Origin of the sequence: Streptococcus sp. HMSC073F11, assembly GCF_001810785.1 — a bacterium.
GTDB lineage: Bacteria > Bacillota > Bacilli > Lactobacillales > Streptococcaceae > Streptococcus.
The window spans coordinates 206,757-230,243 of record NZ_KV802698.1; the positions used below are offsets into that span (position 1 = coordinate 206,757).

Consider the following 23,487-nt stretch of genomic DNA (forward strand, 5'->3'; position numbering starts at 1 on the left):
ACGTGGTTTGAAGAGATTTTCGAAGAGTATAAATAGCTTAGTGATAGAAGAAAATAGGGAAATATGGTATAATGAAACGATAGATTTTTGAATAGGAATAAGATCATGTTTGGATTTTTTAAGAAAGATAAGGCTGTGGAAGTAGAGGTTCCGACACAGGTTCCTGCTCATATCGGCATCATCATGGATGGCAATGGCCGTTGGGCTAAAAAACGTATGCAACCGCGAGTCTTCGGACACAAGGCGGGTATGGAAGCATTGCAAACTGTGACCAAGGCAGCCAACAAACTAGGCGTCAAGGTGATTACAGTTTATGCTTTTTCTACGGAAAACTGGACCCGTCCAGATCAGGAAGTCAAGTTTATCATGAACTTGCCAGTAGAGTTTTATGATAATTATGTCCCGGAACTGCATGCAAATAATGTTAAGATTCAAATGATTGGGGAGACAGACCGCCTTCCTAAGCAAACCTTTGAAGCTCTGACCAAGGCTGAGGAATTGACTAAGAATAACACAGGTTTGATTCTTAATTTTGCCCTCAACTATGGTGGACGTGCTGAGATTACACAGGCACTTAAGTTGATTTCTCAAGATGTTTTAGATGCCAAAATCAACCCAGGCGACATCACAGAGGAATTGATTGGCAACTATCTCTTTACCCAGCATTTGCCTAAGGAGTTACGAGACCCAGACTTGATTATCAGGACTAGTGGAGAATTGCGTTTGAGCAATTTCCTTCCTTGGCAGGGAGCCTATAGTGAACTCTATTTTACGGATACCTTATGGCCCGATTTTGACGAGGAAGCCTTGCAGGAAGCCATTCTTGCCTACAATCGTCGACAACGCCGATTTGGAGGAGTTTAGGAGGAAATATGACACAGGATTTACAGAAAAGAACCTTGTTTGCAGGTATTGCCCTGGCTATTTTCCTACCAATTTTAATGATTGGGGGACTCTTGCTTCAGATAGCAATTGGAATCATAGCCATGCTAGCCATGCATGAACTTTTGAAGATGAGAGGTCTAGAGACCATGACGATGGAGGGCCTCTTGACCCTCTTTGCAACCTTTGCCTTGACCATTCCCTTGGAGAATTACCTGACTTTTTTGCCAGTTGATGGGAATGTGGTTGCCTATAGTGTGTTGATTTCAATCATGTTAGGAACTACTGTTTTTAGCAAGTCGTATACGATTGAGGATGCGGTTTTCCCGCTTGCTATGAGTTTCTACGTGGGCTTTGGATTTAATGCTTTACTAGATGCTAGAATTGCAGGTTTAGATAAGGCACTATTAGCCTTATGTATCGTCTGGGCTACCGACAGTGGTGCCTATCTTGCTGGGATGAACTTTGGGAAACGGAAACTGGCTCCGACAGTTTCTCCAAATAAAACCTTTGAGGGTGCCTTGGGTGGTATTTTAGGTGCTATTTTAGTAACCATCATCTTTATGATGGTTGACAGTACAGTTGCTCTTCCGTATGGAATTTACAAGATGTCAGTCTTTGCTATTTTCTTTAGCATTGCTGGACAATTTGGTGATTTACTAGAAAGTTCGATCAAGCGTCACTTTGGTGTCAAGGATTCTGGGAAATTTATCCCTGGACATGGTGGTGTTTTGGATCGTTTCGATAGTATGTTGCTTGTATTTCCAATCATGCACTTGTTTGGACTCTTTTAATCAAAAGACGGAGGAAATACTATGCTCGGAATTTTAACCTTTATTCTGGTTTTTGGGATTATTGTAGTGGTGCACGAGTTCGGACACTTCTACTTTGCCAAGAAATCAGGGATTCTAGTGCGTGAATTTGCCATTGGCATGGGACCCAAGATCTTTGCTCATATTGGCAAGGACGGGACGGCCTATACCATTCGAATCTTGCCTCTGGGTGGCTATGTCCGTATGGCCGGTTGGGGTGATGATACAACTGAAATTAAGACAGGAACTCCTGTCAGTTTGACGCTTACTGATGATGGTAAGGTTAAACGCATCAATCTTTCAGGTAAAAAATTAGATCAAACAGCCCTCCCTATGCAGGTAACCCAGTTTGACTTTGAAGACAAGCTCTTTATCAAAGGATTGGTTCTGGAAGAAGAAAAAACATTTGCAGTGGATCACGATGCAACGGTTGTGGAAGCAGATGGTACTGAGGTTCGGATTGCACCTTTAGATGTTCAATATCAAAATGCGACTATCTGGGGAAAACTGATTACTAATTTTGCAGGCCCTATGAACAACTTTATCTTAGGTGTCGTTGTTTTCTGGATTTTAATCTTCATGCAGGGTGGTGTCAGAGATGTTGATACCAACCAGTTCCATGTTATGCCTCAAGGTGCTTTGGCTAAGGTGGGAGTACCAGAAACGGCACAAATTACCAAGATTGGCTCACATGAGGTTAGCAACTGGGAAAGTTTGATTCAGGCTGTGGAATCAGAAACCAAAGATAAGACGGCCCCGACCTTGGATGTGACTATTTCTGAAAATGGTAGTGACAAACAAGTCACTGTTAGTCCGGAAGAAAGTCAAGGCCGTTACCTTCTAGGTGTTCAACCGGGGATTAAGTCAGATTTTGTATCTATGTTTGTAGGTGGTTTTACAACTGCTGCTGACTCGGCCCTCCGAATTCTCTCAGAACTGAAAAATCTGATTTTCCAACCGGATTTGAACAAGCTAGGTGGACCTGTTGCCATCTTTAAGGAAAGTAGTGATGCTGCTAAAAATGGAATTGAGAATGTCTTGTACTTCTTGGCAATAATTTCCATCAATATTGGGATTTTTAATCTTATTCCGATTCCAGCCCTGGATGGTGGTAAGATTGTGCTCAATATCCTAGAAGCCATTCGCCGCAAACCATTGAAACAAGAAATTGAAACCTATGTCACCTTGGCCGGAGTGGTCATCATGGTTGTCTTGATGATTGCTGTGACCTGGAATGACATCATGCGACTCTTTTTTAGATAATCGAGGAATATTATGAAACAAAGTAAAATGCCTATCCCAACGCTTCGCGAAATGCCAAGCGATGCTCAAGTTATCAGCCATGCTCTTATGTTGCGAGCTGGTTATGTTCGTCAAGTCTCAGCAGGTGTTTATTCTTACCTACCACTTGCTAATCGTGTGATTGAAAAAGCTAAAAATATCATGCGACAAGAATTTGATAAGATTGGTGCCGTTGAGATGTTGGCTCCTGCCCTCCTCAGTGCAGAATTGTGGCGCGAATCAGGTCGTTACGAAACTTATGGTGAAGACCTTTACAAACTAAAAAATCGTGAAAAATCAGACTTTATCCTAGGTCCAACTCACGAAGAAACCTTTACAGCTATTGTCCGTGATTCTGTTAAGTCTTACAAGCAATTGCCACTCAACCTTTACCAAATCCAACCTAAGTATCGTGATGAAAAACGCCCACGTAATGGACTTCTTCGTACACGTGAGTTCATCATGAAGGATGCTTACAGCTTTCACGCTAACTATGATAGCTTGGACAGTGTTTATGATGAGTACAAGGCTGCTTATGAGCGTATTTTCACTCGTAGTGGTTTAGATTTCAAGGCAATTATTGGTGACGGTGGAGCTATGGGTGGTAAGGACAGCCAAGAATTTATGGCCATTACACCTGCTCGTACAGACCTTGACCGCTGGGTCGTCTTGGACAAGTCAGTTGCTTCATTTGATGAGATTCCTGCAGAAGTGCAAGAAGAAATCAAGGCAGAATTGCTCAAATGGATGGTCTCTGGTGAAGATACCATTGCTTACTCAAGTGAATCTAGCTATGCGGCTAACTTGGAAATGGCAACAAACGAGTACAAACAAAGCAACCGTGTTGTCGCTGAAGAAGAAGTGACTCGTGTTGCAACACCAGATGTTAAATCAATCGATGAAGTTGCAGCCTTCCTCAACGTTCCAGAAGAACAAACGATTAAAACCCTCTTCTACATGGCAGATGGTGAGCTTGTTGCAGCCCTTCTAGTTGGAAATGACCAACTCAACGAAGTCAAGTTGAAAAACCACTTGGGAGCAGATTTCTTTGACGTTGCTAGTGAAGAAGAAGTGGCGAATCTTGTTCAAGCGGGATTCGGTTCACTTGGCCCAGTTGGTTTGCCAGATAATGTTAAAATCATCGCAGACCGTAAGGTGCAAGATGTTCGCAATGCAGTTGTGGGTGCTAACGAAGATGGCTACCACTTGACTGGTGTGAATCCAGGCCGTGATTTTACTGCAGAATATGTGGATATCCGTGAAGTTCGTGAGGGTGAAATTTCACCAGACGGACAAGGTGTCCTTAACTTTGCGCGTGGTATCGAAATTGGTCACATCTTCAAACTTGGCACTCGCTATTCAGCAAGCATGGGAGCAGATGTTTTGGATGAAAATGGCCGTGCTGTGCCAATCATCATGGGATGTTATGGTATCGGTGTCAGCCGTCTCCTTTCAGCAGTGATGGAGCAACACGCTCGCCTCTTTGTTAACAAAACGCCAAAAGGTGAATACCGTTACGCTTGGGGAATCAACTTCCCTAAAGAATTGGCACCATTTGATGTGCACTTGATCACTGTCAATGTCAAGGATGAAGAAGCTCAAGTCTTGACAGAAAAGCTTGAAGCAAGCTTGATGGGAGCTGGTTACGAAGTCTTGACGGACGACCGTAATGAACGTGTCGGAGTCAAATTCAGCGATAGTGACTTGATTGGTCTTCCAATCCGTATCACTGTTGGGAAGAAAGCGACTGATGGCATCGTAGAAGTCAAGATTAAAGCGACTGGTGACACCATCGAAGTTCATGCTGATAACGTGCTTGAAACGCTTGAAATCCTCAGCAAGAAATAAAAACTATAATCAGAAGAAAAACAAGGAAAAAATGTAACTAGTTTTTACCTTGTTTTTTCTGTATAATGGGAAAAATGACTAGATAAAGAGGTAAATGTATGCTAAGATTTCCAAAGGATTTTGTCTGGGGATCCTCTACTTCTGGACCACAAACAGAAGGACGTGTAGCTGGTGACGGTAAGGGAGATAATCTTTGGGATTATTGGTACCAAGTGGAGCCAAATCGCTACTATAATGGGATTGGTCCAGATAAAACATCAACCTTTTATGAAAACTGGGAAAAGGATATTGAGCTACTGTTAGAAACTGGTCACACGGCCTTTCGGACTTCTATTCAGTGGTCACGGATTTTTCCACAAGGGCGTGGGGAAGTCAATCCTCAAGGTGTAGACTTTTACCGTAAGATTTTTGAGGTTATTAAGGCCAAAGGGATTCGTCTTTTAGTGAATCTTTATCATTTTGATTTACCTTTTGCCCTTCAAGAAGCTGGTGATGGTTGGGAAAATAAGGCGACTGTCTCAGCCTATGAAGACTATGCTCGTTTTTGTTTTGAGACTTATGGAGATTTGGTAGACCAATGGATTACCTTTAACGAGCCCATCGTTCCAGTAGAATTTGGCTATTTTTACGATGCCCATTATCCACATAAGGTGGATGCAGAGGCAGCCGTTAAAGTAGCTTATCATACACAATTGGCCAGCAGTAGGGCGGTTAAGGCTTGTCATGAACTTTTGCCAGATTCCAAGATTGGGATTGTCCTCAACTTGACACCGGCTTATCCACGTAGCCAGCATCCTGCTGATGTCAAGGCTGCTCGTATTGCGGACCTTTTTCAGGCCCAATCTTTCTTAGATCCGTCTGTTTTGGGGACTTATCCACAGGAGTTGGTAGAAATCTTGCATGAACACGGTCTCTTGCCTGATGCTACAGAGGAGGAGTTGGAGATCATTCGTGATAATACGGTGGACTTCCTTGGTGTCAATTACTATCAACCTTTGCGTGTCATGGCTCCTCGATTTGCTAAGCATCCAGAGAGTCCACTCTTACCAGAACATTTTTACGAGGCTTATGTGATGCCTGGACGTAAAATTAATCCTCATCGTGGCTGGGAGATTTATGAGCAAGGGATTTATGACATCGCCCAAAATATCAAGAAAAATTATGGCAATATTGAGTGGATGTTGACAGAGAATGGTATGGGTGTTGAGGGGGAAGAAAAATTTCGTGAGAATGGAATGATTCAAGATGATTATCGTATTGATTTTGTAAAAGGTCATCTTCGTGAACTTCACCGTGCTATTGAAGATGGAGCTAACTGTAAGGGCTACTTGATTTGGACCTTTATCGATTGCTGGTCATGGCTCAACAGCTATAAAAATCGCTATGGCTTGGTCGAATTAGACTTGGAAACGCAAGAACGTCGTCTGAAGAAATCAGGGCACTGGTTCAAGGAATTAAGCGAGAATAATGGATTTTAAAAAGGACTCTGACTGATTATCCTAATTGGTCAGAGTCTTTTGCTAACAGGAGCGTAATTTGAACTATACCAATTTTTACTCTTGACAAGTGAAAGAAACAAGTATATACTGTTTTTGCTGATTTTGTAAAAGGGAAATCAGACTATACCAATTTAAGGAGAAAGCACAGCTGGTCTGTGTCGTATATACTATGTGTGGAATTGTTGGTGTTGTTGGAAACACAAATGCAACTGATATTTTGATTCAAGGGCTTGAAAAGCTCGAATACCGTGGCTATGATTCTGCGGGGATTTTTGTCCTAGGTGGTGCTGAAAATCACCTGGTTAAGGCTGTCGGTCGTATCGCAGAATTGTCTGCCAAGACAGCAGGTGTTGAGGGGACAACTGGTATCGGACATACTCGTTGGGCAACTCACGGGAAACCAACGGAAGACAATGCTCACCCACACCGCTCTGAGACTGGACGTTTTGTCTTGGTCCACAATGGGGTCATTGAAAACTACCTTGAAATCAAGGAAGAATACCTTGCAGGTCACCACTTCAAGGGACAAACAGATACAGAAATCGCTGTTCACTTGATTGGAAAATTTGCAGAAGAAGAAGGTCTCTCAGTTCTTGAAGCCTTCAAAAAGGCCCTTCACATCATTCGTGGTTCTTATGCCTTTGCCTTGGTTGATTCACAAGATCCTGAAGTCATCTATGTGGCTAAAAATAAATCACCACTTTTGATCGGTCTTGGGGAAGGTTATAACATGGTCTGCTCAGATGCTATGGCTATGATTCGTGAGACTAACCAATACATGGAAATTCATGACCAAGAGTTGGTAATCGTCAAGGCTGATAGTGTGGAAGTTCAAGACTATGATGGCAACAGTCGTGAACGTGCTAGCTATACTGCGGAGCTCGACTTGTCAGATATCGGTAAGGGAACTTATCCTTACTACATGCTTAAGGAAATAGATGAGCAACCAACGGTTATGCGTAAACTCATCCAAGCCTACACAGATGAGGCTGGTCAAGTTGTCGTAGACCCAGCTATCATCCAGGCTGTTCAAGACGCAGACCGTATCTACATCCTTGCAGCTGGGACATCTTACCACGCAGGATTTGCTTCTAAGAAGATGTTGGAAGACTTGACAGATACACCAGTTGAACTTGGAATCTCATCTGAGTGGGGCTACGGTATGCCACTTCTCAGCAAGAAACCACTCTTCATCTTTATCAGCCAATCTGGTGAAACAGCGGATAGTCGTCAGGTTTTGGTTAAGGCTAATGAAATGGGAATCCCAAGCTTGACAGTGACAAATGTCCCAGGTTCAACTCTTTCACGTGAAGCTAACAATACCATGCTTCTTCATGCAGGTCCTGAAATTGCCGTGGCATCAACTAAGGCTTATACAGCGCAAATTGCAGCCCTTGCCTTCCTTGCAAAAGCAGTCGGAGAAGCAAATGGCAATGCCAAAGCGCAAGCATTTGATTTAGTTCATGAGTTGTCAATCGTAGCTCAGTCTATCGAATCAACTCTTTCTGAGAAAGAAAACATTGATGCCAAGGTTCGAGAGCTTCTTGAAACAACTCGCAACGCTTTTTACATTGGACGTGGTCAAGACTACTATGTAGCCATGGAAGCCAGTCTCAAACTCAAAGAGATTTCTTACATCCAATGTGAAGGCTTTGCGGCAGGAGAACTCAAGCACGGAACCATTGCCTTGATTGAAGAAGGAACGCCTGTCTTGGCCCTCTTGTCAGATCCAGTCCTTGCTAACCACACTCGTGGAAATATCCAAGAGGTCGCAGCCCGTGGTGCCAAGGTTCTCACTATCGCAGAGGAAAATGTTGCTAAAGACACAGACGATATCGTCCTTACGACTGTACACCCATACCTTTCACCAATCTCAATGGTCGTACCAACACAATTGGTCGCTTACTTTGCAACCCTCCACCGTGGACTCGATGTGGACAAACCACGTAACCTTGCCAAGTCAGTAACAGTAGAATAAGCCAAGAAAGTCTAGATGATCTAGGCTTTTTCTAATGAGCAAATTTATTGAAAATAAAACTAATTAGTGATAAAATGCCCTAAAACTAAAAGAGATAGCGAGGAAACAGGATGGTAGAATTAGGAATTTCAACATTTGGTGAAACAACAGCCCTGGAGGTGACAGGGTAGATTTACAGTCATGATGAACGCATTCGTCAGTTGGTGGCAGAAATTGAGCTGGCTGATAAGGTTGGTTTGGATGTGTACGGGATTGGGGAGCATCATCGGGAGGACTTTGCGGTATCGGCGTCAGAGATTGTTCTTGCAGCTGGGGCAGTCAATACCAAGAAGATTCGTTTGACTAGTGCGGTCAGCATTCTCTCGAGTATGGATCCAATTCGCTTGTTCCAACAATATGCCACCATCGATGCCTTGTCAAATGGCCGTGCGGAGATTATGGCTGGGCGTGGTTCATTCACCGAGTCCTTCCCTCTGTTTGGCTATGACTTGAAAGACTACGAAGCTCTCTTTGATGAAAAGTTAGATCTGCTTCAGTTGGCAAATGAAAGCACCAAAGTGAACTGGCAGGGACAATTGACCCAAAGCATTGCTGGAAAAGAAGTCTATCCTCGTCCTGTTCAGGATAAATTGCCATTGTGGGTAGCGACAGGTGGTCATGTAGAGTCAACAGTGAAGATTGCTCAGGCGGGGTTGCCGATTGTCTATGCCATTATCGGTGGCAATCCGCGTTACTTCAAGAAATTGACTCAAGCTTATCGTGAGATTGGAAGGGAGGCTGGTCATGCGGATAAAGACCTGAAAGTGGGCGCTCATTCTTAGGGCTGGATTGCTGAAGATGGCGAGCAGGCGGTGAAAGATTATTTCCATCCGACCAAGCAAGTGGTGGATGCGATTTCCAAGGACCGTCCACACTGGCAGGAGTTGACCTATGAGCAATATTTGGAGCAAGTTGGGCCAAATGGAGCCATGTTTGTAGGAAATCCAGATCAGGTGGCAGAAAAATTGATTCGCATGATTGAGGATTTAGACTTGGACCGTTTCATGCTCCATCTACCGCTTGGTTCTATGCCACATGACCAGGTTCTGAGAGCCATTGAACTCTTCGGCACACAAGTGGCACCCAAAATACGTGCTTACTTTGCCATGAAAGAGGCTTAATAAAAACTACTCAAATTTATTATGACGATAAATATTGTACAAAAATCAATCCCCCGAGCGTCAAGGCTTGGGGGATTTTTCTATAGGAGGGCTAGTTTAGTTCTCTTTTTTGTTTTTTAGTAAGAACCCGAGACCTAGAAGGGAAAGAATGCTGATTCCTGCAAACAGGAGTTTGTGATCGTTTTTGGTTCCTGTATTTGGAAGTTCAGCTTGTTTAGCTAGGGGTGCAGCTATATTTTCCTTGCTAGAGTTATCTACCGATTCGTTTTGAACAGCTTCTTGTACAGATGATGCTTGTGTTTCTTGTGCTGGTTGTTCAGTATGTGAATCAGTTGTAGCTTTGCTAGGTTTATGATCCGCATCTGCTACTTTTGCATCTGGTTTTGCAGAATCAGGTTTAGCCTGTGGAGCTGGATTTTGATGTTCCGGTTTGACGACTCGGTTTGGAATATTGTCTTGGCCGTTATTTTGACTTTGCTCTTGTGTTAAGCTAGAAAGATCAAATTCTGGTTTTTCTTCCACAGCTGGGGCAACGATGGCACCGCCTTGAGAGATTCGAAGAACAGTGGCTGTAAGGGCATTTAATTTCAAACCTTTTTCAGTCCATTCAAGCCCTTTAGGGTTGGCAATTCCGACTGGTCCTGCTTGATTTTCATCTGCTAAAACTTCAGCATTTCTGAGGTGGGCAAAGGCAGTTCCTAAATTAAATTCGCGAGCTTTTTCGTCCGCATTGACAAAGACTGCATAGATATCACCGTTTGGAGCAGTGATTTGGTAGCCAATCACCACGTCCTCTTTTTCCACACCATTTTGGCCTGGGATAGTGATGAGGTGGACACGGTCTTTGATATCTTGAAGACTCTTAAGTCGGAAGGCATCTGTAGATTGACGAAGGGCAATCAAACCTTTCATATAGTCACGGCTCTTGACATTTTCAGGATAAGCTTTGCCATCAGTTGCTTTGGTCCAATCAAACTTGTTGACAGCATCACTAGAGTCGTAAGAGTCATGGATAAAGTAAGGATAGACAAATGGCTTGCCGTCCTTGTCACGTAACAAGTGAGACTTGTTTGGAACCTTATCCTCTGAGACAGGAGTCTTGTAGGCTGGATCAAGGAATTGTTTGGTACGTCCGTATTCCTGACCAGAGTGGATAAACGGAGTTCCTTGAGCAGTCAAGACCATGAGGTTTCCAAGTCGCAAACGGCGATGGATTTCAGCATAGTTCTCAGCCTTGCTAGGGTCTTTTTTGATAGATTGGGCAATGATGTCAAAGAGGGTCAAGTTATCATGGGCTGCGATATACTGAATAACATCTCCAGGATTGTCAGCCTCAAAGTTAGTTGGTTGGGCAATGAGATTTTTAAAGATGGTATTGATATCGCGTTTGCCACCTGTGATAAAGGCAGGTTGCCCTTCGTTTGGATAGCCAGACTTGAGGTTGTTGCGGATGTCGTCTGAAAAGACAGCGACAGTATCTGTTTTCTTCATCCAATCTTGGTCAGCAGGTTGTACAGGCGTATTTTCATCACCAGTATAGGTTCTCCAGCCTTCACCTAGCATGATAAGATTTGGATTGAGGGCGCGTGCAGCCTTGTAAGCTTCTTCGATAGAAGCCGCATCATGGTCTCCCATCATATCGAAGCGGAATCCATCTACTTTGTAAGTATCAACCAGATATTTGATAGAGTCAACTAGGAGACGTTTGGTCATATGGTGGGTTGTCCCCAAGCGTCCACCACCAAAGCTAGTTCGTGGTGTTCCATCAGCATCCATAAAGTGGTAGTAATTTGGCTCTAGGTCTTCAAAGATATTGACTTTGGCTGTGTGGTTATAAACGACATCTAGGATAGCTCCCATGCCACGTTTGTGGATTTCGTTGATGAGGTTTTTAAATTCTGCGATTCGTTTCTCTGGATTCTTAGGATCGCTTGAGTACATACCAGTCAATGAGAAGTAGTTTTGAGGGTCATATCCCCAGTTGTAGTTGCTATTGCTTGAAGCATAGTCAGACAAGCGTTCATGGTTTTTCAATTCATTGACAAAGTAGTAAGACAAGACTGGAAGGAGCTGGATGTGGGTTACACCCAAGTCTTTGAGGTAATCTAGTTTTTCGATAAAGGCTTCAAAAGTACCAAATGGTTTGGTCAAGTCTTTTGCAATGGCCGGATCTGAAGTGAAGTCACGCACATGAGCTTCATAGATAACGGCATCTTCACGAGTCTTGAAGTTGTGGATCTTACCATAAGTCAAGTCTTGAGGTCCTAGTTTGGCTGGATCTACAAAGGCAGCTTTAGCCACTTTATGGGCATCATCGATCTTGGCATCGTCACTATTCCAAGCAGCGAGAGATTTAGCGTAAGGATCGAGTGCAAGAACAGTTTTACCCTGACGCTCGATTTGGTATTGATAATAGTATCCAGTGAAATCTGTGATTCCTAGTTTGTTTGTGCTATCTAGAGTTTGTTTCCAAGTCCCTCTTTCTCCTTTTTCAAGAGCGACAGTTCCAACTACTTTGTTAGGGTCATTTTTGTCGTAGACAACAACAGAAACCTTATCAGCACTTGGTGACCAGAGGGTCAAATCAACCTGTTTTCCTTCTTCTTTGAGGTCAGCTCCAAGCTTGCCATCATAGCTGTAAGTCTCATCTTTCAGACGCCAGCTTGTTTTGGTAGTGAATTGGTCGGAATTGTAGCTAACAGTATAGGGATGTTTTGTGTCAGAGAAATCTCCGCTGTAAGTTACTTTCTTACCAGCTTCGTCGATTGCAACATCGGTAATAGTTACCTTGTTTCCTAGGTGATTAGTGATGTTGGAGTGCTTGAGAATATCTTCTTTTTTGGCACCGACCAGTGTTGAAAAGCTACTTTCAATGCTAGAAGTTCCTACGTGCTGAGCCCCTGTCATTCGGATATCGTGGACATAGTATGGATTTGTGTAGATTGATTCGTCATCGTCTTTGAGGAAGATTTGGCTATGATTTTTCAAATCTGTGAACTTATAATCTTCTTTACGGATTTTCACATCGTCTCCTTGTTTGCTTCTGTCTAGTAATAAAAATCCAAGGTCTTTAGCTGCATCTTTGAGTGGAATATCGATATAGCGACCATATTTGCCTGTAGCCGTAAAGTCTGTTCCGTTAGGCCATTCACCACTACTTGGCTCCTTCACATCTCCCCAGTACCAGAGAGATTTCTTGTCGTAGTTGCCATCTGTGCGGTAGTAGTTGACACGGATAGTTCCTGCAGGTTGTGGCTCGTAAGAGAAAACCTTGTAATCTTGGTCTAACCAAGCCTCATTCATCTTTGGTGCTAGTTTTTCGGCCGATTTATCGCCGGTTAGATTTTTTCCAGCTGTATTATTGATGAGGAAGCTAATTTTCTTGGCTTGTTCTCCCTTTAATTTGACATCTAGGTAGTAGCCATAGTCATCTTTTTTGGCATCCTTGAAGGACAAGGCTCCGTTAGGCCAATTTTCAGAAGGTTTTTCAACATCGTCCCAAGTCCATAGTCCTTGAGCATCCTTGTTTTCTTCAGGAAGTTTTTTGACATGGATACGGAAGTAGTTGTCTTCGATTGGCTCTTCTGCCTTAGTTTCAGTCGTTACTGGACTAGTAGAAGTCGTTGCCTCACTTGAACGATCTTGTCCGGTTTGTGGTGCAGAATCAGCTGGGCTTGCAACAGGAGTTGTTGGATCTGTTGCAGGTTTCTCTTCTTTTTTCTCTAGGGAAGCGTTTGCATTTTTAGGTGCAGAAAGATCACTTTCTTGCTTACCAGTGCTGGCTGTTGTATCAGTAAGAGGTTGGGCAAGGGCAGTAGTAGTTTCACTATTACTTGCATTAGTGGTTGGTGTATTTTCGTTGGCTGAGATAGTTGGTGTAGCAATGGCAAGTAGGACAAGGCTTGCACCGATAAGGACAGAACCGGTTCCGTTCTTGAGGGAACGGATGCTGTAGACCATTTTTTTCTCAGTTTGAGAAGTTGTTCTTTTCATAATCATTCTCCTATAAATGAATTTCTTTATCAGTATAGCACTTAGTAAAACGATATGCAAGCGTTTTCCTAAAATTAAACTAAAAGAAAAATCGCAACAAATTTTGTTACGATTCAGCCAGTCTTTCTTTATGAATTTGTGAAGCCATCAGGTGGAGGTGATGAAATAATTCTGAAGTAGAGAAGTTACGATTGTAGATAATTGGTTTAGGAGAGTTAGTGACAGGAAAGGTGGTGATCACAATATCGTGAGGAATTTGATTGAGAATTGAGAAAGAAATAGTAGATTCTTCCCAAGAATCAAATAGATAGAGATTATTACCGTAGTGAGTGAGGGTGTCGATTATGTTTTGTGAATGATGGCTATCCAAATGACTAATGACTAAAACACGTATTTTAGGAAGTTTTTGAAGTAATTGGACTAAAATCCGTTGCCCTTGGATCGAAAAGGTGTAGACAAGTTCTTGTAGTTTAATGGGGTTATTTTCTAGCCCCATTTCAGTCAGATACGATTGGAATTTGTGTTGACTTAATTCAAATAGTTTTGGAAATTCTGCCTGATAATTGCTTAAAATCTGGTATTTTTGTTTGTCAAGAGACTGGTTACTGAGTAGATGGAAGAAATCAGATTGGGCAGTATAGTGGAGGAGCCAAATCAATTCTTCTCTATTTTCAATCTGTAGGTGAAATTCTTTGGCTAGCTCTTCTAGGATTTGGCTCAATAGACGGTAGGATTTTTGAATGTGCTGAATATCACCCAGTACGCCATTGTTAGGATTGTTTGTGAGTTGAGGAGACTTTACTGGGTTTGAAAATAGCTGTTCCAGTGTTTCCTTTTTCGGTTCGAAATGGAGCTTTTTAGCCAGCTTTTTGATATCTTGTTCAAACTGGGGAATCTGCATGAGGGAGCTGTAATGACTGGTTAAAAGAGCAATAGGATTTTCAATCAAATGACTCTTATTAAAGCGTTCCAGATTGATAGCTAGAGTATATTTGATTTGTCGTAAACTACTGAGGTTGGGTGAAACTTGTTGGGCCTTTAAAAATAGCTGAATCAGCTGAGTGAGTGCCTCTTCAGAAATAGAAGGAAAGGGCCAATCAAGAAAACTGTAACTTTGGCTAAAGTAGTCTAGATAAAAGGCGCGGATGTCCTCTTCTGCTCCCTCCATGACCAAAGGGGAAGGTTGTATACTGATATTGTAGTGTTGGGGAAGGAGTGTGTTAAGACGATGAATGATTTCCTCAATCTGCTCTGGATTAATCGAAAGCGACTGATACATTTGCTCAAGCGATCGCCCCTCTTTGAAAAACAGATAGTTCAAAAAAGAGTAGGTTGTAGATTGTTCAAAGATTGCAATCCGAGGATCCAAGGTATTTTGGAAGTCAAACTGTAATTGGATGCCTTTTTTTCTTGATTGAATTAGGAGGTTTGGGAATAATTGCTCGAGACTAGAAAGATGTTCTTGCAATTCTTTTACTGGTAATTTCAAATTTTCTGCCAAAACTGGAATCTCTATCCAATCATGGTTCTTGGTTAATTCTTCCAGCAAGAATAGCAAGTCTTGTTCTTTTTTAGTCAGCAAGATATTCATAATAAACCTCCATATATATTTATACATATATATTAAAAGAAAAGCCTAGTAAAGTCAAGAAAAACAGCCTAAGATAAAATAGGAAAATCTGAATTTACTATATTTTCCTTGGACTATTAAACTGAAAATGAAGTTTGAAAAGTGATAGTAGAATGCAAATTTTTATAGGAAAAGATTTTGTCAAAAAATTGTCAATTCCCTTGAAAAATCTAGCTAAATAAGGTATAATGTAAATAATCATTTGTCGTAGGTTTTGTCTGAAATATTGTCCAGACAAGGCTCACAGCAGTTAAATCTTCTGAAAAAGTCAGATTTAGCTGCTCTTTTTGTGCTTTTTTTCAGGTTTTTGAGTGCTTGTAACAAAGATTTAAAGATTCTGAAAATTCGTCAAAGGGACACGGTGATAGGGGTTTTTAAAACCATATGACGATTAGAAAAGCCTGATTGACAAGGCTTGGAATTTATTTACAAAGGAGAATCATCTTGGCAGGACATGACGTTCAATACGGGAAACATCGTACCCGTCGTAGTTTTTCAAGAATCAAAGAAGTTCTTGACTTACCAAATTTGATTGAAATTCAAACGGATTCATTCAAAGATTTCCTAGATCACGGTCTTAAGGAAGTATTTGAAGATGTATTGCCAATTTCAAACTTCACAGACACAATGGAGTTGGAATTTGTTGGATATGAAATCAAGGAACCAAAATACACGCTAGAAGAAGCTCGTATCCACGATGCTAGCTACTCAGCACCAATTTTTGTAACCTTCCGCTTGATTAATAAAGAAACAGGCGAAATCAAGACCCAAGAAGTCTTCTTTGGTGATTTCCCAATCATGACCGAAATGGGTACTTTCATCATCAATGGTGGTGAACGTATTATCGTTTCTCAGTTGGTCCGCTCACCAGGTGTTTACTTTAACGACAAAGTAGACAAGAACGGTAAAGTGGGATATGGTTCTACTGTTATCCCTAACCGTGGAGCTTGGTTGGAACTTGAAAGCGACTCAAAAGACATCGCTTATACTCGTATCGACCGTACTCGTAAGATTCCATTTACAACCTTGGTTCGTGCGCTTGGTTTCTCAGGTGATGATGAAATCTTTGATATCTTTGGTGATAGTGAATTGGTTCGAAACACCGTTGAAAAAGACATCCACAAGAATCCAATGGACTCTCGTACAGACGAAGCCTTGAAAGAAATCTACGAACGCCTTCGCCCAGGTGAGCCTAAGACGGCTGAAAGCTCACGTAGCTTACTTGTGGCTCGTTTCTTCGACCCACGCCGCTACGATTTGGCAGCAGTTGGTCGTTACAAGATCAATAAAAAACTCAACGTTAAAACACGCTTGCTCAACCAAACCATCGCTGAGCCATTGGTAGATCCTGAAACTGGTGAAATCTTGGTAGAAGCTGGTACCGTTATGACTCGTAGCGTGATTGAAAGTATCGAGAGTCACTTGGATGGAGACTTGAACAAGATCGTTTATATTCCAAACGATGCAGCTGTTTTGACAGAACCAGTTGTGCTTCAAAAATTCAAGGTTGTTGCTCCAACGGATCCAGACCGTGTTGTAACCATCATCGGAAATGCCAATCCAGACGACAAGGTTCGTGTTGTAACTCCTGCGGATATCCTTGCAGAGATGAGCTACTTCCTTAACTTGGCAGAAGGTATCGGACGTGTGGATGATATCGACCACCTTGGAAACCGTCGTATCCGTGCAGTTGGTGAATTGCTTGCCAACCAAGTACGTCTTGGACTTTCTCGTATGGAACGTAATGTCCGTGAACGCATGTCTGTTCAGGACAATGAAGTTTTAACACCACAACAAATTATCAACATCCGTCCTGTAACAGCTGCAGTTAAAGAATTCTTTGGTTCATCACAGTTGTCACAGTTCATGGACCAACACAACCCGCTTTCTGAGTTGTCTCACAAACGTCGTTTGTCAGCCTTAGGACCTGGTGGTTTGACACGTGACCGTGCAGGATATGAAGTACGTGACGTGCACTATACTCACTATGGTCGTATGTGTCCAATCGAGACACCTGAAGGACCTAACATCGGTTTGATCAATAACTTGTCATCTTACGGACACTTGAATAAGTATGGATTTGTTCAAACACCATACCGTAAGGTTGACCGTGAAACAGGTGTAGTCACAAACGAAATCGTTTGGTTGACAGCCGATGAAGAAGATGAATTTACTGTAGCGCAGGCTAACTCTCGCCTCAACGAAGACGGTACTTTTGCTGAGAAAGTTGTCATGGGACGTCACCAAGGGGTCAACCAGGAGTACCCAGCAGAAGTGGTTGACTATATGGACGTGTCACCAAAACAGGTAGTTGCCGTTGCGACAGCATGTATTCCTTTCTTGGAAAACGATGACTCCAACCGTGCCCTTATGGGTGCCAACATGCAACGTCAGGCTGTGCCTTTGATTGATCCAAAAGCACCTTACGTTGGTACTGGTATGGAATACCAAGCAGCTCATGATTCTGGAGCGGCTGTTATTGCTCAGTATGATGGTAAAGTTACATACGCAGATGCTGACAAGGTAGAAGTACGCCGCGAAGATGGTTCATTGGACGTTTACCACATCCAAAAATTCCGTCGTTCAAACTCAGGTACTGCTTACAACCAACGCACGCTTGTTAAAGTTGGCGATGTCGTCGAAAAAGGCGACTTTATCGCTGACGGACCTTCTATGGAAAAAGGGGAAATGGCGCTTGGACAAAACCCAATCGTTGCCTACATGACATGGGAAGGTTACAACTTCGAGGATGCCGTTATCATGAGCGAACGCTTGGTCAAAGACGATGTTTACACATCTGTCCACCTCGAAGAATATGAATCAGAAACGCGCGATACAAAGCTTGGACCTGAAGAAATTACTCGTGAAATTCCAAACGTTGGGGAAGATGCTCTTAAAGACCTTGACGAAATGGGTATTATCCGTATCGGTGCTGAGGTTAAAGAAGGGGATATCCTTGTCGGTAAAGTAACACCTAAGGGTGAAAAAGACCTTTCAGCTGAAGAACGTCTCTTGCACGCTATCTTCGGAGACAAGTCTCGTGAAGTGCGTGACACTTCTCTCCGTGTACCTCACGGTGCTGATGGTGTCGTTCGTGATGTTAAGATCTTTACACGTGCAAATGGTGATGAGTTGCAATCAGGTGTTAACATGCTGGTTCGCGTCTACATCGCTCAAAAACGTAAGATCAAGGTCGGAGATAAGATGGCCGGACGTCACGGAAACAAAGGGGTTGTCTCTCGTATCGTTCCTGTAGAAGACATGCCTTACCTTCCAGACGGAACTCCAGTCGACATCATGTTGAATCCACTTGGGGTACCATCGCGTATGAATATCGGTCAGGTTATGGAACTCCACCTTGGTATGGCAGCCCGTACTCTTGGTATCCACATCGCAACACCAGTCTTTGACGGAGCAAGTTCTGAAGACCTTTGGGACACTGTTAAAGAAGCAGGTATGGATAGCGATGCCAAAACAATCCTTTACGATGGACGTACAGGTGAGCCTTTTGACAACCGTGTATCAGTTGGTGTCATGTACATGATCAAACTCCACCACATGGTTGATGATAAATTGCACGCGCGTTCAGTCGGACCATACTCAACCGTCACCCAACAACCACTCGGAGGTAAAGCTCAGTTTGGTGGACAACGTTTCGGTGAGATGGAAGTTTGGGCTCTTGAAGCCTACGGTGCGTCAAATGTTCTCCAAGAAATCTTGACATACAAGTCTGACGATATCAACGGACGTTTGAAAGCTTATGAAGCTATTACAAAAGGAAAACCAATTCCAAAACCAGGTGTTCCAGAATCCTTCCGAGTTCTTGTAAAAGAATTGCAATCTCTTGGTCTTGACATGCGTGTCCTTGACGAAGATGATCAAGAAGTGGAACTTCGCGACTTGGATGAAGGAATGGACGAAGATGTCATCCACGTAGATGACCTTGAAAAAGCCCGCGAAAAAGCAGCCCAAGAGGCTAAAGCAGCCTTTGAAGCTGAAGAAGCTGAGAAAGCAACAAAAGCGGAAGCAACAGAAGAAGCTGCTGAACAAGAATAAGCAGTTCATTTAGAATAGAAAGGGAAGAAATAGTGGTTGATGTAAATCGTTTTAAAAGTATGCAAATCACCCTAGCTTCTCCAAGCAAAGTCCGTTCATGGTCTTATGGAGAAGTCAAAAAACCTGAAACAATCAATTACCGTACCTTGAAACCAGAACGTGAAGGACTCTTTGACGAAGTCATCTTTGGTCCAACAAAGGACTGGGAATGTGCTTGTGGTAAGTACAAACGCATTCGTTACAGAGGGATTGTTTGTGACCGCTGTGGGGTTGAAGTAACGCGTACGAAAGTTCGTCGTGAGCGTATGGGGCACATCGAGTTGAAGGCTCCTGTATCTCACATCTGGTATTTCAAGGGGATTCCAAGCCGTATGGGCTTGACCCTTGATATGAGTCCTCGTGCCCTCGAGGAAGTTATCTACTTTGCGGCTTATGTGGTGATTGATCCGAAGGATACACCACTTGAGCACAAGTCTATCATGACAGAGCGCGAATACCGTGAGCGCTTGCGTGAGTATGGTTATGGTTCATTCGTTGCCAAGATGGGTGCCGAAGCCATCCAAGACCTTTTGAAACAAGTAGATCTTGAAAAAGAAATTGCCGAACTCAAAGAAGAGTTGAAAACAGCTACTGGACAAAAACGTGTCAAAGCTATCCGTCGTTTGGATGTTTTGGATGCCTTTTACAAGTCTGGGAACAAACCTGAATGGATGATTCTCAACATCCTTCCAGTTATTCCACCAGACCTTCGTCCAATGTTGCAGTTGGATGGTGGCCGTTTTGCCTCATCTGACTTGAACGACCTTTACCGCCGTGTTATCAACCGTAACAACCGTTTGGCTCGTTTGCTTGAGTTGAACGCACCAGGTATCATCGTTCAAAATGAGAAGCGTATGCTTCAAGAAGCGGTTGACGCTTTGATTGACAACGGTCGTCGTGGTCGTCCAATCACAGGACCAGGTAGCCGTCCACTGAAATCATTGAGCCACATGCTTAAAGGGAAACAAGGGCGCTTCCGTCAAAACTTGCTCGGAAAACGTGTTGACTTCTCAGGACGTTCCGTTATCGCCGTTGGTCCAACTCTTAAGATGTACCAATGTGGTGTGCCACGTGAAATGGCGATTGAGCTCTTTAAACCATTTGTGATGCGTGAAATCGTTGCGCGCGACATCGTGCAGAACGTCAAAGCGGCTAAACGCTTGGTGGAACGCGGAGACGAACGTATCTGGGATATTCTTGAAGAAGTAATCAAAGAACACCCAGTACTTTTGAACCGCGCACCGACCCTTCACCGTTTGGGGATCCAAGCCTTCGAGCCAGTCTTGATTGATGGTAAGGCTCTTCGCTTGCACCCACTTGTCTGTGAAGCCTATAATGCCGACTTTGACGGGGACCAAATGGCCATCCACGTACCGCTTTCAGAAGAAGCTCAAGCAGAAGCTCGTATCTTGATGTTGGCTGCTGAGCATATCTTGAACCCGAAAGATGGTAAACCAGTTGTTACTCCATCTCAGGACATGGTTTTGGGTAACTACTACTTGACCATGGAAGAAGCTGGTCGTGAAGGGGAAGGAATGGTCTTCAAAGACCGTGACGAAGCGGTTATGGCTTACCGTAATGGTTATGTTCACCTCCACTCACGTGTTGGTATTGCAACAGACAGCCTTAGCAAACCATGGACAGAAGAGCAAAAACACAAGGTCTTGCTGACAACAGTTGGTAAAATCCTCTTCAACGACATCATGCCAGAGGGTCTGCCTTACTTGCAAGAACCAACAAATGCCAACTTAACAGAAGGTGTTCCAGCTAAATACTTCTTGCCACTAGGTGGAGATATCAAGGAAGCAATCAGTAATCTTGAACTCAACCCTCCATTCAAGAAGAAAAATCTTGGAAATATCATCGCTGAAATCTTCAAACGTTTCCGTACGACAGAAACTTCTGCCCTACTTGACCGCATGAAGAACCTCGGATACCACCACTCAACTCTTGCAGGTTTGACAGTGGGTATTGCCGATATCCCAGTCGTTGAAGACAAGGCTGAAATCATCGAAGAATCACACAAACGTGTAGAACAAATCACCAAACAATTCCGTCGTGGTATGATCACAGACGACGAGCGCTACAACGCTGTTACAGCTGAATGGCGTGCAGCCCGTGAAAAATTGGAGAAACGTTTGGTTGCCAACCAAGATCCTAAGAACCCAATCGTTATGATGATGGACTCTGGAGCTCGTGGTAACATTTCAAACTTCTCACAGCTTGCCGGTATGCGTGGTCTGATGGCCGCTCCGAACGGACGTATCATGGAATTGCCAATCCTTTCAAACTTCCGCGAAGGTTTGTCAGTACTCGAAATGTTCTTCTCAACTCACGGTGCCCGTAAAGGTATGACCGATACGGCCCTTAAGACAGCCGACTCAGGTTACTTGACTCGTCGTTTGGTTGACGTTGCCCAAGATGTGATCATCCGTGAGGACGATTGTGGAACAGACCGTGGTCTCTTGATCCGCTCTATCGCAGAAGGAAAAGAGATGATCGAGTCTCTCGAAGAACGTCTCAATGGTCGTTATACTAAGAAAACTGTTAAACATCCAGAAACTGGTGCAGTGATCATCGGTCCAAATGAGTTGATTACGGAAGACAAGGCGCGTGAAATTGTCAATGCTGGTGTGGAAGAAGTGACTATCCGCTCTGTATTTACATGTAACACTCGTCATGGTGTCTGCCGTCACTGTTACGGTATCAACTTGGCGACTGGTGATGCGGTTGAAGTTGGTGAAGCAGTTGGTACAATCGCTGCCCAATCTATCGGGGAACCTGGTACACAGCTTACAATGCGTACCTTCCACACGGGTGGGGTTGCCTCAAATACCGATATCACTCAGGGTCTTCCTCGTGTCCAAGAAATCTTTGAAGCCCGCAATCCTAAAGGGGAAGCGGTCATCACAGAGGTCAAAGGACAAGTTACAGCTATCGAAGAAGACGCGTCAACTCGTACCAAGAAAGTCTTTGTTAAGGGTGAAACTGGCGAAGGTGAGTACGTGGTTCCATTTACAGCACGTATGCGTGTCGAAGTTGGAGACCAAGTCTCTCGCGGTGCAGCATTGACAGAAGGTTCTATCCAACCAAAACGTCTCCTTGCTGTTCGTGATGTCTTGTCAGTTGAAACCTACCTCCTCGGTGAAGTACAAAAAGTTTACCGTAGCCAAGGGGTAGAAATCGGTGACAAACACATCGAGGTAATGGTTCGTCAAATGATCCGTAAAGTTCGTGTCATGGATCCAGGTGACACAGATCTTCTTATGGGTACTCTCATGGACATCAACGACTTTACAGATGCCAACAAGGATGTTCTTATCGCAGGTGGAGTTCCAGCGACTGGTCGTCCAGTTCTTATGGGAATCACCAAAGCCTCACTTGAAACAAATAGTTTCTTGTCAGCGGCTTCCTTCCAGGAAACAACTCGTGTCCTTACAGATGCAGCCATCCGTGGTAAGAAAGATCATCTCCTTGGACTCAAGGAAAATGTTATCATCGGTAAGATCATCCCAGCTGGTACTGGTATGGCTCGCTACCGTAACCTTGAACCACAAGCTATCAATGAAGCAGAATATCTGACTCCAGAACAAGAAGAGGCAGAACTTGCTCCTGTAGAGGAAGTTGTGGAAATCCAAGTTGAAGAAACAGTAGAATAAAAGCAAACAAGAGAACCTTTGGGTTCTCTTTGCTTTATTTCAGAAAATTTTCCAACTTTTTCATAAAGTATGGTAGAATAGAAGAACTAAAATGCCAAGGAGGTGTCCATATGGAACAAACATTCTTTATCATTAAGCCAGATGGTGTGAAAAGAGGGCTGGTCGGCGAAATTCTGCAAAGAATGGAACAACGAGGTTTCAAACTCGAAAAATTAGAGCTACGCTCAACAGTTTCAGAAGCTTTGATTGACCAACACTATCAAGACTTGGTTGAAAAAAGTTTTTATCCTCCTATCCGTCAGTTTATGACTTCAGGACCAGTAGTAGTGGGTATTCTATCAGGTCCGAAAGTGATTGAAACTTGGCGGACTATGATGGGGGCTACTCGTCCAGAAGAAGCTCTGCCAGGAACTATCCGAGGTGATTTTGCAACAGCTGCTAGTGAAAATCAAGCTATCCAAAATGTTGTACATGGTTCAGATTCAGAAGAGTCAGCTAAGCGAGAAATTGCTCTTTGGTTTGAAGAAAAATAGTAAAAGTTTGATGTAAGGGTTACTTGCATCAAACTTTTTAGCGTTTTAGAGTAGAAAAACGACAGTTGAGAAATATTCTAGCAATAGGGAGGATCTCTAGCCTATAATAAGAGCAAG

The 23,487-nt window shown here is 43.3% G+C and carries 11 protein-coding genes and 1 pseudogene; 10 read left to right on the forward strand and 2 right to left on the reverse strand.

Annotated elements, in window-relative coordinates:
* Nucleotides 1–105 precede the first annotated feature (105 nt).
* From HMPREF2764_RS07860 to HMPREF2764_RS07890, 7 genes and pseudogenes are all read left to right on the forward strand, one after another.
* On the forward strand, nt 106–864 hold the full coding sequence (locus HMPREF2764_RS07860) for an isoprenyl transferase (protein ID WP_070528585.1): 759 nt from the start codon (nt 106–108) through the stop codon (nt 862–864).
* 8 nt (nt 865–872) lie between these two features.
* The gene (locus HMPREF2764_RS07865) at nt 873–1,676 is read left to right on the forward strand and encodes a phosphatidate cytidylyltransferase (protein ID WP_070528588.1); all 804 of its coding nucleotides are present in this window, start codon (nt 873–875) and stop codon (nt 1,674–1,676) included.
* Between the two features lie 21 nt (nt 1,677–1,697).
* Nucleotides 1,698–2,957 carry an RIP metalloprotease RseP gene (gene rseP / locus HMPREF2764_RS07870; RefSeq protein ID WP_070528590.1) on the forward strand — a complete coding sequence of 420 codons (1,260 nt, stop codon included), beginning with the start codon at nt 1,698–1,700 and terminating at the stop codon, nt 2,955–2,957.
* 12 nt (nt 2,958–2,969) lie between these two features.
* Nucleotides 2,970–4,823 (forward strand): proline--tRNA ligase, encoded by a 1,854-nt coding sequence (locus HMPREF2764_RS07875; protein ID WP_070528593.1) that lies wholly within the window; start codon nt 2,970–2,972, stop codon nt 4,821–4,823.
* A 98-nt stretch (nt 4,824–4,921) separates the two neighbouring features.
* Nucleotides 4,922–6,301, forward strand: a complete 1,380-nt coding sequence (gene bglA / locus HMPREF2764_RS07880) for a 6-phospho-beta-glucosidase (protein WP_070528596.1) — start codon at nt 4,922–4,924, stop codon at nt 6,299–6,301.
* A 190-nt stretch (nt 6,302–6,491) separates the two neighbouring features.
* Nucleotides 6,492–8,300: a glutamine--fructose-6-phosphate transaminase (isomerizing) gene (gene glmS, locus HMPREF2764_RS07885; RefSeq protein ID WP_070528599.1), complete on the forward strand. Its 1,809-nt coding sequence runs from the start codon at nt 6,492–6,494 to the stop codon at nt 8,298–8,300.
* A gap of 170 nt (nt 8,301–8,470) precedes the next feature.
* Nucleotides 8,471–9,460: pseudogene (locus HMPREF2764_RS07890) on the forward strand (LLM class flavin-dependent oxidoreductase).
* 96 nt (nt 9,461–9,556) lie between these two features.
* Here HMPREF2764_RS07890 and HMPREF2764_RS07895 read toward each other — a convergent pair.
* Together HMPREF2764_RS07895 and HMPREF2764_RS07900 are read right to left on the reverse strand one after the other, a co-directional pair.
* The gene (locus HMPREF2764_RS07895) at nt 9,557–13,453 is read right to left on the reverse strand and encodes a pullulanase (protein WP_070528601.1); all 3,897 of its coding nucleotides are present in this window, start codon (nt 13,451–13,453) and stop codon (nt 9,557–9,559) included.
* 106 nt (nt 13,454–13,559) lie between these two features.
* Nucleotides 13,560–15,044: an AcpB/EbpR/MafR family transcriptional regulator gene (locus tag HMPREF2764_RS07900; RefSeq protein WP_070528603.1), complete on the reverse strand. Its 1,485-nt coding sequence runs from the start codon at nt 15,042–15,044 to the stop codon at nt 13,560–13,562.
* A 483-nt stretch (nt 15,045–15,527) separates the two neighbouring features.
* Here HMPREF2764_RS07900 and rpoB point away from each other — a divergent pair, with 483 nt between their 5' ends.
* The 3 genes from rpoB to ndk all read left to right on the forward strand — a co-directional run bounded on the left by rpoB (nt 15,528) and on the right by ndk (nt 23,370).
* Nucleotides 15,528–19,139, forward strand: coding sequence for a DNA-directed RNA polymerase subunit beta (gene rpoB, locus HMPREF2764_RS07905; RefSeq protein ID WP_000907175.1), 3,612 nt, complete (start codon nt 15,528–15,530; stop codon nt 19,137–19,139).
* A 32-nt stretch (nt 19,140–19,171) separates the two neighbouring features.
* Entirely contained in the window at nt 19,172–22,837 is a 3,666-nt protein-coding gene (gene rpoC / locus HMPREF2764_RS07910; protein ID WP_070528606.1) for a DNA-directed RNA polymerase subunit beta', read from the forward strand.
* Between the two features lie 110 nt (nt 22,838–22,947).
* Complete coding sequence (gene ndk / locus HMPREF2764_RS07915) at nt 22,948–23,370, forward strand: nucleoside-diphosphate kinase (RefSeq protein WP_070528609.1); 423 nt, start codon at nt 22,948–22,950, stop codon at nt 23,368–23,370.
* Nucleotides 23,371–23,487 lie beyond the last annotated feature (117 nt).